15 protein-coding genes are annotated in these 15,980 nt (G+C 69.4%); all 15 read left to right on the top strand.

What is annotated here, in order from left to right; all coding sequences use genetic code 11:
* Positions 1–48 precede the first annotated feature (48 nt).
* The gene (locus AB0H87_RS24415; RefSeq protein WP_360149830.1) at positions 49–741 is read left to right on the top strand and encodes a demethylmenaquinone methyltransferase; all 693 of its coding nucleotides are present in this window, start codon (positions 49–51) and stop codon (positions 739–741) included.
* A 176-nt stretch (positions 742–917) separates the two neighbouring features.
* The gene (locus AB0H87_RS24410; RefSeq protein WP_360149827.1) at positions 918–2,198 is read left to right on the top strand and encodes a geranylgeranyl reductase family protein; all 1,281 of its coding nucleotides are present in this window, start codon (positions 918–920) and stop codon (positions 2,196–2,198) included.
* Between the two features lie 94 nt (positions 2,199–2,292).
* Positions 2,293–2,658, top strand: coding sequence for an NADH-quinone oxidoreductase subunit A (locus AB0H87_RS24405; RefSeq protein ID WP_360149824.1), 366 nt, complete (start codon positions 2,293–2,295; stop codon positions 2,656–2,658).
* A gap of 16 nt (positions 2,659–2,674) precedes the next feature.
* Complete coding sequence (locus AB0H87_RS24400) at positions 2,675–3,349, top strand: NADH-quinone oxidoreductase subunit B family protein (RefSeq protein ID WP_360149821.1); 675 nt, start codon at positions 2,675–2,677, stop codon at positions 3,347–3,349.
* Between the two features lie 128 nt (positions 3,350–3,477).
* Positions 3,478–4,179, top strand: coding sequence for an NADH-quinone oxidoreductase subunit C (locus tag AB0H87_RS24395; protein ID WP_360149835.1), 702 nt, complete (start codon positions 3,478–3,480; stop codon positions 4,177–4,179).
* A gap of 73 nt (positions 4,180–4,252) precedes the next feature.
* Positions 4,253–5,581, top strand: coding sequence for an NADH-quinone oxidoreductase subunit D (locus AB0H87_RS24390; RefSeq protein WP_360149818.1), 1,329 nt, complete (start codon positions 4,253–4,255; stop codon positions 5,579–5,581).
* Positions 5,578–6,408: an NADH-quinone oxidoreductase subunit NuoE gene (nuoE, locus tag AB0H87_RS24385; protein ID WP_360149815.1), complete on the top strand. Its 831-nt coding sequence runs from the start codon at positions 5,578–5,580 to the stop codon at positions 6,406–6,408. The genes AB0H87_RS24390 and nuoE overlap by 4 nt, the downstream gene beginning before the upstream one ends.
* Positions 6,405–7,724, top strand: coding sequence for an NADH-quinone oxidoreductase subunit NuoF (gene nuoF, locus AB0H87_RS24380; protein WP_360149812.1), 1,320 nt, complete (start codon positions 6,405–6,407; stop codon positions 7,722–7,724). Before nuoE ends, nuoF begins: the two co-directional genes overlap by 4 nt.
* On the top strand, positions 7,724–10,162 hold the full coding sequence (locus AB0H87_RS24375; protein ID WP_360149809.1) for an NADH-quinone oxidoreductase subunit G: 2,439 nt from the start codon (positions 7,724–7,726) through the stop codon (positions 10,160–10,162). Before nuoF ends, AB0H87_RS24375 begins: the two co-directional genes overlap by 1 nt.
* On the top strand, positions 10,159–11,547 hold the full coding sequence (gene nuoH, locus AB0H87_RS24370) for an NADH-quinone oxidoreductase subunit NuoH (protein ID WP_360149806.1): 1,389 nt from the start codon (positions 10,159–10,161) through the stop codon (positions 11,545–11,547). The genes AB0H87_RS24375 and nuoH overlap by 4 nt, the downstream gene beginning before the upstream one ends.
* Position 11,548: 1 nt before the next feature.
* On the top strand, positions 11,549–12,148 hold the full coding sequence (gene nuoI, locus AB0H87_RS24365; RefSeq protein WP_360149803.1) for an NADH-quinone oxidoreductase subunit NuoI: 600 nt from the start codon (positions 11,549–11,551) through the stop codon (positions 12,146–12,148).
* Positions 12,145–12,903 carry an NADH-quinone oxidoreductase subunit J gene (locus tag AB0H87_RS24360; RefSeq protein WP_360149800.1) on the top strand — a complete coding sequence of 253 codons (759 nt, stop codon included), beginning with the start codon at positions 12,145–12,147 and terminating at the stop codon, positions 12,901–12,903. Before nuoI ends, AB0H87_RS24360 begins: the two co-directional genes overlap by 4 nt.
* A complete protein-coding gene (gene nuoK / locus AB0H87_RS24355) occupies positions 12,900–13,199 on the top strand; it encodes an NADH-quinone oxidoreductase subunit NuoK (RefSeq protein WP_116067379.1) in 300 nt (99 codons plus the stop codon). The genes AB0H87_RS24360 and nuoK overlap by 4 nt, the downstream gene beginning before the upstream one ends.
* A gap of 13 nt (positions 13,200–13,212) precedes the next feature.
* Positions 13,213–15,132 carry an NADH-quinone oxidoreductase subunit L gene (nuoL, locus tag AB0H87_RS24350; protein ID WP_360149797.1) on the top strand — a complete coding sequence of 640 codons (1,920 nt, stop codon included), beginning with the start codon at positions 13,213–13,215 and terminating at the stop codon, positions 15,130–15,132.
* Between the two features lie 2 nt (positions 15,133–15,134).
* A partial coding sequence (locus tag AB0H87_RS24345) for an NADH-quinone oxidoreductase subunit M (protein ID WP_360149832.1) occupies positions 15,135–15,980 on the top strand: 846 nt, incomplete at its 3' end.

Genomic DNA, 15,980 nt, shown 5'->3' with positions numbered 1-15,980 from the left:
GAGGGCCCGCTCCCACCTGGGGAGCGGGCCGTTTCATACAGTGGCCAGGTGACGCGAGCCAACCTGGACAAGCAGCCGCACGAGGTCGCCGAGATGTTCGACGGGGTGGCCGATCGCTACGACCTGACCAACACGGTGCTCTCCTTCGGACAGGACCGCGGCTGGCGGCGGGCCACGCGCGACGCCCTCGACCTTCGACTGGGGGACACGGTGCTCGACGTGGGCGCGGGCACCGGCGTCTCGACCGAGGAACTGGGGCGCTCCGGCGCGTACGCGGTCGGCGCGGATCTCTCCATCGGCATGCTGCGCGCGGGCCGGCACACCCGGCCGACGGTTCCGCTGCTCGCCGGCGACGCGCTGGCGCTCCCGTTCGCCGACGGCACCTTCGACGCGGTCACCATCTCCTTCGCGCTGCGGAACGTCGTCGACACCAAGGCCGCCCTGCGTGAGCTGGCCCGAGTGACCCGTCCCGGCGGCCGGCTGGTGGTCTGTGAGTTCAGCCACCCGACCAACTGGACGTTCCGCACCATCTACCTTTCGTATCTGATGCGGTCACTCCCCGCAGTCGCCCGGCGGGTGTCGAGCAACCCGGACGCCTACGTCTACCTCGCCGAGTCGATCCAGATGTGGCCCAACCAGCAGGATCTCGCGACCCGCATCCAGGAGGCCGGATGGGGTGCCGTGGGCTGGAGAAACCTGTCTGCCGGAATCGTGGCGCTGCACCGCGCTACGCGTATGTGAAGATTATCCGGTTTGCGAATCGGACATCGATCGACAACTCGGTTCCGCCCCAGGAGTTAGGTATACCTAACCGGGCGCCCACAGTATCCCCGGTTCTAGACTCCACCCGATGAGCTTGTGAAGCATTTCACGAGCCTGCGAGGAGCGAAGAGCAGGCATCCGAGGGGGTAGTCGTAGTGGCCGCCAGCAGGGACAACGACGCCGACGTCATCGTCGTCGGCGCCGGACCGGGTGGCTCGACCACGGCCTACCACCTGGCGCGGCACGGCGTACGCGTGCTGGTCCTGGAGAAGTCGGAGTTCCCGCGCGAGAAGGTCTGCGGCGACGGGTTGACCCCACGCGCGGTCAAACAGCTCATCAAGCTCGGTCTCACCGCCGACGGCACGTTCGCCGAGCAGGGCTGGCTGACCAACAAGGGCCTGCGGGTGATCGGCGGCGGCGTGCGCCTGGAGCTCGACTGGCCCGACCTCGCCAGCTTCCCCAACTACGGTCTCGTGCGCACGCGCCACGACTTCGACGACCTGCTCGCGAAGCAGGCCGTGAAGGTCGGCGCCGACCTGCGCACCGGCGTGACCGTCACCGGGGCGGTCCGCGCGGACACCGGCCGCGTGGTCGGCGTGACCGCCGAGGTCGACGGGGAGCCGCGAGAGTTCCGCGCCCCGCTGGTCATCTCCGCCGACGGCGTCTCCGGCCGCTTCCCGCTCTCGATGGGCCTGGCCAAGCGCGAGGACCGGCCGATCGGCGTCGCGGTCCGCCGCTACTACCAGTCGCCGGCGAAGCACGACGACGACTACCTCGAGTCCTGGTTGGAGCTGCGCAGCAAGGAGGGCGGCGACAAGCTGCTCCCCGGCTACGGCTGGATTTTCGGCATGGGCGACGGCCGCGTCAACGTCGGCCTCGGCGTGCTCAACTCCTCCGCCGCATTCGGCAAGACCAACTACCGCCGGATGCTCACCGAGTGGCTCGGCGCCACCCCGCCCGAGTGGGGCATGAACGACGAGGCCAACGCCGACGGCCCGATCCTCGGCGCGGCCCTGCCGATGGGCTTCAACCGGGTGCCGCACTACACCCGCGGCGTCCTGCTGGTCGGCGACTCCGGCGGCATGGTCAACCCGTTCAACGGCGAGGGCATCGCGTACGCGATGGAGTCCGGCGAGCTCGCCGCGGAAGTGGTGGCGCAGGCGCTCGGCCGCACCGGCGCCGACCGGGAGCGCGCGCTGGCGGTCTATCCGGCCGAGTTGAAGGCCCGCTACGGCGGGTACTACCGGCTCGGGAACATCTTCGTGAAGATGATCGGCAACCCGCAGATCATGCGCATCGCCACCAAGCACGGCATGCCGCACCCGACGCTGATGCGCTTCGTTCTCAAACTGCTGGCCAACCTGACGGATCCGCGCGGTGGCGACGCGATGGACCGCGTCATAAACGCGATGACGAAGGTGGTGCCGGCGGCATGAGGACGCGACCCCGCCGGGCGGGGACCCATACAACGGTGAATACTCAGACGCTGATTCTCGACAGAGGGCAGGAAAGGACGAGCAGGAGAACACCATGACGCTCTCGCCGTACGTACCGATCCTGGGGCTGTTCGCCCTGGCTGCCTTCTTCGCGCTGTTCTCCGTCGCGTCGGCCCGGATCGCCGGCCCGCGCCGGTACAACCGGGCCAAGCTCGACGCTTACGAGTGCGGCATCGAACCGAGCCCGCAGCCGGTTGGCGGCGGCCGGTTCCCGATCAAGTTCTACCTGACGGCGATGCTTTTCATCGTCTTCGACATCGAAATCATCTTCCTCTACCCGTGGGCCGTGAACTTCGACGTTCTCGGTGTCTTCGGGTTCGTCGAGATGGTCATGTTCATCGGCACCGTGTTCATCGCCTACGCCTACGTCTGGCGCCGCGGCGGCTTGGACTGGGACTGAAGGGAGGCACGCCAGCATGGGTATCGAAGAGAAGCTCCCCGCGGGCGTCCTGCTCACCTCCGTGGAGAAACTGGTCAACTGGTCCCGCAAGTCGTCGGTCTGGGGTGCGACCTTCGGCCTCGCCTGCTGCGCGATCGAGATGATGGCGGCCGGCGGCCCGCACTACGACCTGGGCCGCTGGGGCATGGAGGTGTTCCGCGCCTCGCCCCGCCAGGCCGACCTGATGATCGTGGCCGGCCGGGTGTCGCAGAAGATGGCGCCCGTGCTGCGCCAGATCTACGACCAGATGGCGGAGCCGCGCTGGGTGCTCTCGATGGGCGTCTGCGCGAGCAGCGGCGGCATGTTCAACAACTACGCGATCGTCCAGGGCGTCGACCACGTCGTGCCGGTCGACATGTACCTGCCGGGTTGCCCGCCGCGGCCCGAGATGCTGATCGACGCGATCCTCAAGCTGCGCGAGAAGATCATGCACGAGCCGCTGGGCCCCAACGGCCGCAAGATGCTCGAGCAGCGCAAGGAGCGCGGTGACGTGCCGGTCGTGCCGTACGGCTCGATGCCGTCCTCGTACCGCAACGACAAGGCCCGGCGCGCCGAGTGGACCCAGGCCGTCCGCGAGGGTCGCGAGGAGCAACTGCGGATCGAGAACTGGATGAAGGAAGAACGACACCTCCAGGGAGGTGGACGGTGGTGACCACGACGCCCGACAAGGACCCGGTGGCCGACCCGAAGGAACACGCGGAGCGGACAGCCCCGGCCAACGAGTCGGCGAACCCGACCAACCAGGACCCGACCCCGCCGAGCGCCAAGCCCGGTGGCGGCGTGCCCGTGCAGGCCACGCCGGTCGGCGCGCACACCGGTGCGCCGGCTGAGCTGCCGCCGTCCTCTGTGGCCGGTCGCGGCATGTTCGGCATCCAGGGCTCCGGCGACACGTCGGGCTTTGGCGGCCTGGTCCGCCGGCGGGTCGGCGCCGGCGGCAGCGAGCGCCCGTACGGCAGCTACTTCGACGAGGTCTACGACGCGCTCGAAGAGGCGTTCCCGGGCCTCGACGACGCCATCGAGAAGGTGGTCGTCGACCGCGGCGAGCTGACGCTGCACGTCAAGGCCGAGAAGATCCTCGAGGTCGCCCGCACGATGCGCGACGACGAGTCGCTGCGCTTCGAGCTCTGCTCCTCGGTGTCCGCTGTGGACTATCTCGGTGCCGACGAGCGCCGGCTGCACGTGACCTACCACCTCGCCTCGATGACCTACCGGCGGCGGGTGCGGCTGGAGGTCGCGGTCGGCACCGACCATCCGCACGTGCCGACGGTGACCACGGTCTACCCGACCGCCGACTGGCAGGAGCGGGAGACCTACGACATGTTCGGGGTCATCTTCGACGGCCACCCCGGCCTGACCCGGATCCTCATGCCGGACGACTGGGAAGGCCACCCGCAACGCAAGGACTACCCGCTCGGCGGGGTCCCGGTGGAATACAAGGGCGCCGAGATCCCACCGCCGGACCGGCGGAGGAGCTACCAGTGAGTGAGCGCAGCGAACGAACCATTTGGCTCAGCACTGACGCGTCAAGCGTCAGCTCGCGAAGCGAGGTGACATCTTGACCACCAACCCGAGTTACGCCCAAGAGCGCGAAACCTCTGAGGGCAAGGTCTTCACCGTCACCGGCGGCGACTGGGACACCGTCGTCAGCGGCACCGACCCGGTCAGCGACGAGCGGCTCATCGTCAACATGGGCCCGCAGCACCCGTCGACGCACGGCGTGCTGCGGCTGATCCTCGAGCTCGAGGGCGAGACCGTCCGCGAGATGCGCTCGGTCGTCGGCTACCTGCACACCGGCATCGAGAAGAACCTCGAATACCGCAACTGGGTGCAGGGCACGACGTTCGTGACCCGGATGGACTACCTCGCGCCGATCTTCAACGAGACGGCGTACAGCCTCGCGGTGGAGAAGCTCCTCGGCATCGAGGACGAGATCACCGAGCGGGCCACCACCATCCGCGTGCTGATGATGGAGCTCAACCGGATCGCGTCGCACCTGGTCTGGCTGGCCACGACCGGCATGGAGCTGGGCGCCATCTCGATCATGTTGTACGGCTTCCGCGAGCGCGAATACATCCTCGAGATCTTCGAGATGATCTCCGGTCTGCGGATGAACATGGCCTACGTGCGCCCGGGCGGCGTCGCGCAGGACGTGCCGGACAGCGCGGTCGCGAAGATCCGCGAGTTCCTCGAGCTCATGCCCAAGCGGCTCAAGGAATACGAGGACCTGCTCTCGGGCCAGCCGATCTGGATCGAGCGGACGCAGGGCGTCGCCGTGCTCGACGTGACCGGCTGCGTGTCGCTCGGCGTCACCGGCCCGGTGCTGCGCTCCGCCGGCCTGCCGTGGGACCTGCGCAAGACCATGCCGTACTGCGGTTACGAGAACTACGAGTTCGACGTGCCGACCTCGAACGACGCCGACGTCTGGGGCCGTTACCAGGTGCGGCTGGCCGAGATGCGCGAGTCGCTGAAGATCGTCGAGCAGGCACTCGACCGGCTCCGGCCCGGCCCGATCATGGTCGCCGACAAGAAGATCGCCTGGCCGGCGCAGCTCGCTATCGGCGTCGACGGCCTCGGCAACTCGCTCGAGCACGTCGCCAAGATCATGGGTCAGTCGATGGAGTCGCTGATCCACCACTTCAAGCTCGTCACGGAGGGCTTCCGGGTGCCGCCCGGCCAGGTCTACGTGGCGATCGAGGGCCCGCGCGGGGAGTTGGGCGCCCACGCGGTCTCCGACGGCGGCACCCGGCCCTACCGGGTGCACTTCCGCGAGCCCAGCTTCGTGAACCTCCAGGCTCTTCCCGCGATGGCGGAGGGCGGCCTGATCGCCGACGTCATCGCCGGCGGGGCCTCGCTGGACCCGGTGATGGGTGGGTGTGACCGATGACGACGCCAACGACGGTCTTCGACGAGGAGATCCGGCAGCGGGCCCGGGAGATCCTGGCCCGCTACCCGGCCGACCGCACCCGGTCCGCCCTGCTGCCCCTGCTGCACCTCGTGCAGTCCGTCGAGGGGCACGTCTCGCCGGCCGGCGTGGAGTTCTGCGCCGAGGTGCTCGGCATCAACAAGGCCCAGGTCGGTGCGGTCGCGTCGTTCTACACGATGTACAAGCGGCGCCCGACCGGCGACTGGCTGGTCAGCGTCTGCACCAACACGATGTGCAACGTGCTCGGTGGCCAGGAGGTCTACGACACGCTCAGCGAGCACCTGGGCGTCGGGCACGACGAGACCACCGGCGACGGCTCGATCACGCTCGAGCACGCCGAGTGCCTGGCCGCCTGCGACTACGGCCCGGTCATGACGGTCAACTACGACTTCTTCGACAACGTGACACCGGCGTCGGCGACCGACCTGGTCGACGACCTGCGCCGGGGCAACCGCCCGCAGCCCAGCCGCGGCGCCCGGCTCTGCACGCTCAAGGAGATGTCGCTCCAGCTCGCCGGCTTCCCGGACACGCGGGAGGACGCGGTCGCCGACGGCGTGCCGGGCGAGCCGACCCTGCGGGGCCTGCACCTGGCCCAGCAGCACGGGATCGCGGTCGCGGGCTTCAACCCCGACACCCCGATCAAGAAGAAGGACGACTCGGGTACGGCGAAGCCGGCGGCCACGGCGGGCGCGGCAGCCAGCAAGCCGGCCAGCGACGCGAAGCCGGCCGGCGACGCGCCGAAGCCGCAGGAGGACAAGCTCCGCGGCGCCAAGGAGGCGAACAAGTGACCACTACTCCTCGGCGGGAAGTCCTCGAGAAGCTCACGCCGGTCCTCACCAAGCGCTGGCTCTCGCCCAACGCCTGGACGATGAAGACCTACGAGCAGCTCGACGGCTACGCGGCGCTGAAGAAGGCGCTCAAGGCCCACCCCGACGACCTGATCCAGCTCATCAAGGACTCGGGCCTGCGCGGCCGCGGCGGCGCCGGCTTCCCGACCGGTCTCAAGTGGGGCTTCATCCCGCAGGGCGACGGTAAGCCGCACTACCTGGTCGTCAACGCCGACGAGGGCGAGCCGGGGACCTGCAAGGACCTGCCGCTGATGACGCACGACCCGCACTCGCTGATCGAGGGCGTGATCATCGCCAGCTACGCGATCCGCGCCGAGCGGGCCTACATCTACATCCGCGGCGAGGCGGTGCACGCCGCACGCCGGCTGCGCAACGCGGTCGTCGAGGCGTACGACAAGGGTTATCTCGGTCGCGACATCCTCAAGTCGGGCTTCAACCTCGACGTGGTCGTGCACAGCGGCGCGGGCGCCTACATCTGCGGCGAGGAGACGGCGCTGCTCGACTCGCTGGAAGGCTTCCGCGGCCAGCCCCGGCTGCGCCCGCCGTTCCCGGCGACGCACGGCCTCTACGCCTCGCCGACGGTGGTCAACAACGTCGGCACCATCTCCAGCGTCCCGTACATCGTGCTCGGCGGCGCCGACTGGTGGCGGACGATGGGCACCGAGAAGTCGTCGGGCCCGATGATCTACTCGCTGTCCGGCCGGATCGCCAACCCCGGCCAGTACGAGTGCTCGATGGGCATCACCCTGCGCGAGCTGATCGAGCTGGCCGGCGGCATGCAGCCCGGGCACGAGCTGCGGTTCTGGACCCCGGGCGGCTCGTCGACCCCGCTGCTCACGGCCGACCACCTCGACGTGCCGCTCGACTTCGAGGGCGTCGCCGGCGCGGGCAGCATCCTCGGCACCACCGCGACGCAGATCTTCTCCGACCAGGACTGCCCGGTCTACGCGACCTACCGCTGGCTGGAGTTCTACCACCACGAGTCGTGCGGCAAGTGCACGCCGTGTCGCGAGGGCAACTACTGGATGGTCCGGGTCTACCAGCGGATCCTGTCCGGTCAGGGCACCCACGAAGACCTCGACACGCTGCTCGACACCTGTGACAACATCCTGGGCCGGTCGTTCTGCGGCCTGGGCGACGGCGCGACGAGCCCGGTGACGTCCTCGTTGCAGTACTTCAAGCAGGACTACCTCGACTACATCGAGGGCCGGACAGCTCCCCGGCTGTCGGAGAAGGCTCTCGTGGGGGCGCACTGATGACGGATGTAGCCAAGAAGGCCGACGAGGTCACGCTGACCATCGACGGCGTCGAGGTGACCGCGCCGAAGGGCACGCTGCTGATCCGGGTTGCCGAGCAGCTCGGCATCGCGATCCCGCGGTTCTGCGACCACCCGCTGCTGGCCCCCGCGGGTGCCTGCCGGCAGTGTCTGGTCGAGGTCGAAGGGCAGCGCAAGCCGGTCGCCTCGTGCACCCAGCCGGTCGCCGACGGCATGGTGGTCAAGACCCAGCTCACCTCTCCGGTCGCCAAGAAGGCGCAGGAGGGCATCATGGAGCTGCTCCTGATCAACCACCCGCTCGACTGCCCGATGTGCGACAAGGGCGGCGAGTGCCCCCTGCAGAACCAGGCGATGTCGACCGGCCGGGCCGACTCGCGGTTCCACGAGCACAAGCGGGAGTACCCGAAGCCGATCAACATCTCGACGCAGGTGCTGCTCGACCGTGAGCGGTGCGTGCTGTGCCAGCGCTGCACCCGGTTCTCCGAGGAGATCGCCGGCGACAAGTTCATTGACCTGATGAACCGCAGCAGCGCCGAGGAGATCAACGTCTACCGCGACGAGGTCTACGACGCGGCGGCCGGCGAGGAGGCTGAGGGGGACGTACCCTTCAACTCCTACTTCTCCGGCAACACCGTGCAGATCTGCCCGGTCGGCGCCCTGACCGGCGCCCAGTACCGGTTCCGGTCGCGGCCGTTCGACCTGGTGTCCAGCCCCTCGGTGTGCGAGCACTGCGCCTCCGGGTGTGCCCAGCGCACCGACCACCGGCGCGGCAAGGTGCTGCGCCGGCTGGCCGGCGACGACGCGGCGGTCAACGAGGAGTGGAACTGCGACAAGGGCCGGTGGGGCTTCCGCTACGCGACCGCCACCGGCCGGCTGACCACCCCGCTCGTCCGCGACGCGAGCAGCGGTGAGCTGCGGGAGGCCTCCTGGAGCGAGGCGCTCAGCGTCGCCGCCGAGGGCCTGCGCACCGCCCGCGACGGCGCGCACGGCGTGGGCGTGCTGGCCGGCGGGCGGCTGACGGTCGAGGACGCGTACGCGTACGCGAAGTTCGCCCGCGTCGCCCTGCACACCAACGACATCGACTTCCGCGCACGGCCGCTGTCGACGGAGGAGACCGAGTTCCTCGCCTCCTCGGTGGTCGGCACGACCGACGTCACCTACGGCGACATCGACGCGGCTCCGGCGGTCGTCATCGTCGGCCTGGAGCCCGAGGAGGAGTCGCCCATCCTCTTCCTCCGCCTGCGCAAGAACTTCACCAAGCGCAAGCTGCCGATCTACGCGCTCTCCCCGTACGTGACCCGCGGCCTGGAGAAGCTCGGCGCCAAGGTCGCCCGGATCATCCCGGGCGAGGAGGCGCGCGTGCTCGCCGAGCACGACGTGGTCGCCGAGGCGCTCACGGCGCCAGGCGCGCTGCTGATCGTCGGCGAGCGGCTGGCCTCGGTGCCCGGTGGCCTCTCGGCCGCCGCGGCGCTGGCCGAGCGCACCGGCGCCAAGCTGGCCTGGGTGCCCCGGCGCGCGGGTGACCGCGGCGCCGTCGACGCCGGCTGCCTGCCCAACCTGCTCCCCGGCGGGCGCCTCGCGTCCGACGCGGCGGCGCGGGCCGAGCTCTCCGGCGCCTGGGACGTCGCTCCCGGTGTCATCCCGAGCCAGCCCGGCCGCGACACCGACGCGATGATCGTGGCGGCCGCCGGCGGCCGGCTGGGCGCTCTGGTCGTCGCGGGCGTCGACCCGGCCGACCTGACCGACCCGAAGCTGGCCGAGCAGGCCCTCGACGCGGTGCCGTTCCTGGTCAGCCTCGAGGTCCGGCGCAGCGCGGTGAGCCGCCGGGCCGACGTGGTCTTCCCGGTCGCGCCGGTCGCCGAGAAGGCGGGCAGCTTCCTCGACTGGGAGGGCCGGCTGCGCACCTTCGAGGCCGTCCTCGCCACCGACGCGATGAACGACGGCCGCGTGCTCGACGCGCTCGCCGCCGCGCTCGGCGTCGGGCTCGGCACCGGCGACGTCAACACGGTCCGCCGCGAGCTGGGCGGCCTGCCGGTGACCCGGTCCGACCGCCCGCACGCGCCGCTGCACGAGCCGGCCGAGGTGGCCGAGCCCCGGTCCGGGGAGGCGGTGCTGGCGACCTGGCACCAGCTCATCGACCTGGGCAGCCTGCTCGACGGCGACCAGGAACTGGCCGGCACGGCGCGCCCGCCGGTGGTCCGGCTCGACAAGGCGACCGCCGAGGCGATCGGCGTCGCCGACGGCGAGGCGGTCACGGTCGGCACCGGCCGCGGCGCGGTGACGCTGCCGGCGATGATCACGGAGATGCCGGCCGGCGTCGTCTGGCTGCCGACCAACTCGCCCGGTTCGACCACCCGGCGGACGCTGGGCGTCACCTCCGGTGCGGTCGTCTCGATCTCGGCTGGAGGGGCCCGATGACGTCCGCGGTGTACCTCGCGCAGGACCCGACGCTGTCCGACTTCGGGCACGATCCCTGGTGGATCGTGCTCATCAAGATCGTCTTTGCGTTCGTCTTCGCGGTGCTCGCGACGCTGCTCGGCGTCTGGTTCGAGCGGCGCGTCGTCGGCTTCATGCAGGTGCGGCCCGGCCCCAACCAGGTCGGCCCGCTCGGCCTGCTGCAGACGCTGGCCGACGGCCTGAAGATGGCCTTCAAGGAAGACATCCTGCCGAAGGCCGCCGACAAGGTCGTCTACTTCTTCGCGCCGACGATCTCGGTGATCTGTGCGGTGACCGCGCTGGCGGTCATCCCGTTCGGCCCGATGGTGAGCATCTTCGGCCACCACACGGCGCTGCAGGTCACCGACGTCTCGGTCGCGGTGCTGGTGATCCTGGCCGCGTCCTCGATGGGCATCTACGGCATCGTGCTCGGCGGTTGGGCCTCCGGCTCGACGTACCCGCTGCTCGGTGGCCTGCGGTCGAGCGCCCAGATGATCTCGTACGAGGTCGCCATGGGCCTCTCGATCGTCGCGGTGTTCATGACGGCCGGCACGATGTCGACCAGCGGGATCGTCGCCGCGCAGGCCGGCAGCGAGCGCAGCGTCTCGCTCGGCGGGTTCGACCTGTTCGCGCCCGGCTGGTACGCGATCCTGCTGCTGCCGAGCTTCGTCATCTACGCCATCTCCGCGGTCGGCGAGACCAACCGCGCGCCGTTCGACCTGCCCGAGGCGGAGTCCGAGCTGGTCGCCGGCTTCATGACCGAATACAGCTCGCTGAAGTTCGCGCTGTTCATGCTGGCGGAGTACGTCAACATGGTGACCGTCTCCGCGGTCGCCACGACGCTGTTCCTCGGCGGCTGGCGAGCGCCCTGGCCGATCAGCATCTGGTCCGGTGCCAACGAAGGTTGGTTCGGCCTGATCTGGTTCTTCGCCAAGGTGATCCTGCTGGTCTTCGTCTTCGTCTGGCTCCGCGGCACGCTGCCCCGGCTCCGCTACGACCAGTTCATGCGGCTCGGCTGGCGGGTGCTCCTCCCGATCAACCTGGTCTGGATCCTGGCGCTGGCCGGCATCCGGGTGCTGCAGAAGGAGAACAGCGACGCGGTCCGCTGGGGCATCATCGGCGGCGCGTTGGTGATCATCCTCCTGCTCGTCCTGCTCTGGCCGGACCGCAAGAAGCAGCCTCAGGTCACCCTCCAGGAACAGGTCAACGCGCGGCCGCAGGGCAGCTTCCCGCTGCCGCCGATGGACCTGGTGGTGCCGCCGAGCCCGCGGGCCCGGCGCGGGGTGGCGCAGCGGCAGCCGGCCAACGTGGGCGGTGGCGCTCCAGACGTCATCGACACCACCTCGACCGAAGAGAAGGAAGACTGAGATGGGCGCCATCACGGGCACGTTCAAGGGCTTCGGCGTCACGTTCTCGCACATGTTCCGCAAGATCGTGACGACGGACTACCCGTTCGAGCCGGCTCCGGCGGCACCGCGCTACCACGGCCGGCACATCCTCAACCGGCACCCGGACGGGCTGGAGAAGTGCATCGGGTGCGAGCTGTGCGCCTGGGCCTGCCCGGCGGACGCGATCTACGTCGAAGGCGGCGACAACACCGACGAGCAGCGCTTCTCGCCGGGTGAGCGGTACGCCAGCATCTACCAGATCAACTACGCCCGGTGCATCTTCTGTGGCCTGTGCATCGAGGCCTGCCCGACCCGCTCGCTGACGATGAGCAACGAGTACGAGCTCGCCCGCGACTCCCGCCAGGACCTGATCTTCACCAAGGAGCAGCTCCTGGCGCCGTTGCTGCCCGGCATGGAGCAGCCGCCGCACCCGATGCACCTGGGCGAGACCGAGAAGGACTACTACGTCGGCGCGCTCACGAACCCGGGCACCTCCGCCGGCGCCGAGCGGGCCCCGTGGTCCGAGACCGGCACGAAGGACGCGACTGGGCCTGCTTCATCGAGGGGAGACGCGTCATGAACATCGCACTCGCGGCGACCGTCACCACCGGCGAGGCGGTGACCTTCTGGATCCTCGCCCCGCTCGCGCTGCTCGGCGCGATCGGCATGGTGGCGGCCCGCAACGCCGTGCACTCCGCCCTCTGGCTGGTGCTGACCATGCTCTGCCTCGGCGTGTTCTACGTCGTGCAGGCCGGTCCGTTCATCGGCATGGTGCAGATCATCGTCTACACCGGCGCGATCATGATGCTGTTCCTGTTCGTGCTGATGCTGGTCGGCCGGGACGCCTCCGATTCGCTGATCGAGACGTTGCGCGGGCAGCGGGTCGCCGCGGTCCTGGTCGGCCTCGGCTTCGCCGGGCTGGTCGGCACGCTGGTCGCCCGCGCGGTCAGCGGCACCGAGGCGGTGGGCCTCGAGGCCGCCAACCGGGACGGCAACGTCCAGGGCATCGCGGCGCTGCTGTTCACGAACTACGTGTTCGCGTTCGAGGCGACCTCCGCGCTGCTGATCACCGCCGCCGTCGGCGCGATGGTGCTGGCGCACATCCACAAGCCGAAGAGCGAGCGGCTGGGCCAGCCCGAGACCATGCGGCTGCGGTTCCGCCCGGGCAACCACCCGGCCTCGAAGTCCGGTCCTGGCGTGTACGCCACCTCAGACTCGGTCGCCACGCCGGCGCGACTGCCCGACGGCACGCTCAGCCAGCGCAGCATTCCCGAGATCCTTCCGACGCGTGAGCTGAGCCCGCGCGAGACCGCCCCGAAGGGCACCGAGAAATGAACCCGAGCTACTACCTGGTGCTGGCCGGCATCCTGTTCACGATCGGGGCCGTCGGTGTGTTGATCCGGCGCAACGCGATCGTGCTGTTCATGTGCATCGAGCTGATGCTCAACTCGGCCAACCTGGCACTGGTCACGTTCAGCCGGATCAACGGCAACCTCAACGGCCAGATCATCGCGTTCTTCGTCATGGTCGTCGCCGCCGCGGAGGTTGTGGTCGGTCTGGCGATCATCATGACGATCTTCCGAACGCGGCGCTCGGCGAGCGTCGACGACGCGAACCTGCTGAAGTACTAGAGGGGCCGCATTCGTGGAACAGACGATCGAGTACGCCCACGCGACGGGCGTACTGGGCAGCGTGTGGCTGCTCATCGCCATCCCGCTGGTGAGTTCGGCGGTCATCCTGCTGCTGGGGCGCCGGAGCGCGAAGTTCGCGCACTGGCTCGGCACGGCGGCTATCGGCGCCGGCTTCGTGCTGACCCTGATCTACTTCTTCTCGCTGCGCGACCAGCCCCACCGGGCCGTCGAGCGCAACCTGTGGGAGTTCATCTCGGTCGGCAACCTGAAGGTTGACATCGGTCTGCTGTTCGACCCGCTGTCCGCCGTCTTCTGCCTGCTGATCACCGGTGTGGGTTTCCTGATCCACCTGTACGCGGTCGGCTACATGGCGCACGACGAGCGCCGGCACACCTTCTTCGGCTACTTCAACCTCTTCGCCGCCGCGATGTTGCTGCTGGTCCTCGGCAACAACTACGTGATGCTCTACCTCGGCTGGGAGGGCGTCGGCCTCGCGTCGTACCTGCTGATCTCCTTCTGGTACACCCGGCCGTCCGCGGCCACGGCGGGCAAGAAGGCGTTCCTGATGAACCGCGTCGGCGACGCCGGCCTGGTCATCGCGATCTTCACGATGTTCGCCTACCTCGGCTCGACCAACTACGCGGACGTGTTCAACGGCGTCGGCTCGCTGTCGTCGACCGTCGTGCTGCTGATGGGCCTGCTGCTCCTGCTCGGCGCGACCGGCAAGTCCGGCCAGTTCCCGCTGCAGGCGTGGTTGCCCGACGCGATGGAGGGCCCGACGCCCGTGTCGGCGCTCATCCACGCCGCCACGATGGTCACCGCCGGCGTCTACCTGATCGCCAGGTCCAACGCGATCTTCTCGGCCAACGAGGTGCTGCAGACGGTGGTGGTCAGCGTCGGTGCGCTGACGCTGCTGATCGGCTGCATCATCGGCGCGGCCAAGGACGACATCAAGCGCGTGCTGGCCTGGTCGACGGTCTCGCAGATCGGCTACATGTTCCTCGGCGTCGGCCTGGGCGGCGGCGCGTACGCGCTGGCGATCATCCACCTGCTCGCGCACGGCTTCTTCAAGGCCAACATGTTCCTCGGCGCCGGCTCCGTCATGCACGGCATGAAGGACCAGGTCGACATCCGGCGGTTCGGCGGGCTCTGGAAGCTGATGCCGTGGACGTTCGGCACGTTCACCGCGGGCTGGCTGGCCATCGTCGGCTTCCCGGGCTTCTCCGGCTTCTTCACCAAGGAGCCGATCATCGTCGCCGCGTTCGAGCGCGAGGGCTGGACCGCCTGGCTGTACGGCTGGGCCGCGCTGCTCGGCGCCGGGCTCACCGCGTTCTACATGACCCGGCTCTGGGTGCTCACGTTCCTCGGCCCGAAGCGGTGGACCGACGACATCGAGCACCCGCACGAGTCGCCACCGATCATGGTCGGGCCGCTGGTGCTGCTCGCGATCGGCTCGGCGATCGCCGGTGGCCTGATGGCCACCCCGGTTGCCAAGTGGCTCGAGCCGCCGCTGCCGGAGGAGGCCGAGGGCCTGCACCCGGTCATGTCGCACGGGGTGATCACCGCGCTCTCGCTGGTGCTCACGTTCGTCGGCATCGGCCTCGCCTACCTGCTCTTCCGGCGCGGCACCGCGCTGGTCGAGCAGCCGGCCGGCGTGGTCGTCACGGCCGCCCGCCGCAACCTCTACGCCGACGCCTTCAACGAGATCGTCTTCGAGAAGCCCGGCATCTTCCTGACCCGCGCGCTGGTGTTCCTCGACAACCGGGGCATCGACGGTGCGGTCAACGGCCTCGCGGCCGCGGTCGGCGGCGGCTCCGGCCGGTTGCGCCGGCTGCAGACCGGCTTCGTCCGGTCGTATGCGATGTCCATGATGGCCGGCGCACTGCTCGTGGTCGCCGCGTTCGTCGCCGTGCAGATGGGATGGCTGAGCTAGCGATGCAGGACTTCCCTTACCTGACAGTCCTGACCGGGCTGCCGCTCCTCGGTGCGGTCGTCGTCTGGTGCCTGCCCAAGGCCCGACCGGAGCTGGCCAAGATCGTCGCGCTCGCGTGGTCGCTCGTGGTGTTCGTGCTCTCGGTGGTCATGTGGATCGCCTTCACCCCGGGCGGCGACCGCCTCCAGCTGCGCGAGTCCTACCAGTGGATCCCCACCTGGGACGCGCGGTTCACCTTCGCGGTGGACGGCATCGCGCTGGTCATGCTGCTGATGGTCACGGTGCTGGTGCCGCTGGTGATCCTGGCCTCGTGGCACGACGCCGACAAGAGCCGGCGGAGCATCCCGACGTACTTCGCGCTGCTGCTGCTCCTCGAGTGCACGATGATCGGCGTCTTCGCGGCCGCCGACGTCTTCCTGTTCTACGTGTTCTTCGAGGTCATGCTCGTCCCGATGTACTTCCTGATCGGCAGCTTCGGCGGGCACCAGCGGCAGTACGCGGCGGTCAAGTTCTTCCTCTACTCCCTGGTCGGCGGCCTGTTCATGCTGGCCGCGGTGATCGGCCTGTGGGTGGTCGGCGGGCACACGTTCGACTGGGTGGCGCTGACCAACAGCGACTTCGCGACGAACACCGGCCGCTGGCTGTTCCTCGGCTTCTTCATCGCGTTCGCCATCAAGGCGCCGTTCTTCCCGTTCCACACCTGGCTGCCGGACGCCGGTGGCGCGGCACCCGCCGGCGCCGCGGCGCTGCTGGTCGGCGTGCTCGACAAGGTCGGCACGTTCGGCATCCTGCGCTACTGCCTGCCGCTGTTCCCGGAGGCGTCGCGCTGGTTCGCGCCCTGGGCGATC

The sequence above is a fragment of the Asanoa sp. NPDC050611 genome (assembly GCF_040654855.1).
Lineage (GTDB): Bacteria > Actinomycetota > Actinomycetes > Mycobacteriales > Micromonosporaceae > Asanoa.
This window is presented reverse-complemented; position numbering and strand designations above follow the sequence as displayed.

What these genes read in the sequence shown, in the direction of transcription:
- nuoH (WP_360149806.1), top strand. Translation starts at nt 10,159, where the DNA reads ATGACGTCCGCGGTGTACCTCGCGCAGGACCCGACGCTGTCCGACTTC.
- AB0H87_RS24375 (WP_360149809.1), top strand. Translation starts at nt 7,724, where the DNA reads ATGACGGATGTAGCCAAGAAGGCCGACGAGGTCACGCTGACCATCGAC.
- nuoE (WP_360149815.1), top strand. Translation starts at nt 5,578, where the DNA reads ATGACGACGCCAACGACGGTCTTCGACGAGGAGATCCGGCAGCGGGCC.
- nuoI (WP_360149803.1), top strand. Translation starts at nt 11,549, where the DNA reads ATGGGCGCCATCACGGGCACGTTCAAGGGCTTCGGCGTCACGTTCTCG.
- AB0H87_RS24405 (WP_360149824.1), top strand. Translation starts at nt 2,293, where the DNA reads ATGACGCTCTCGCCGTACGTACCGATCCTGGGGCTGTTCGCCCTGGCT.
- AB0H87_RS24400 (WP_360149821.1), top strand. Translation starts at nt 2,675, where the DNA reads ATGGGTATCGAAGAGAAGCTCCCCGCGGGCGTCCTGCTCACCTCCGTG.
- nuoK (WP_116067379.1), top strand. Translation starts at nt 12,900, where the DNA reads ATGAACCCGAGCTACTACCTGGTGCTGGCCGGCATCCTGTTCACGATC.
- AB0H87_RS24360 (WP_360149800.1), top strand. Translation starts at nt 12,145, where the DNA reads ATGAACATCGCACTCGCGGCGACCGTCACCACCGGCGAGGCGGTGACC.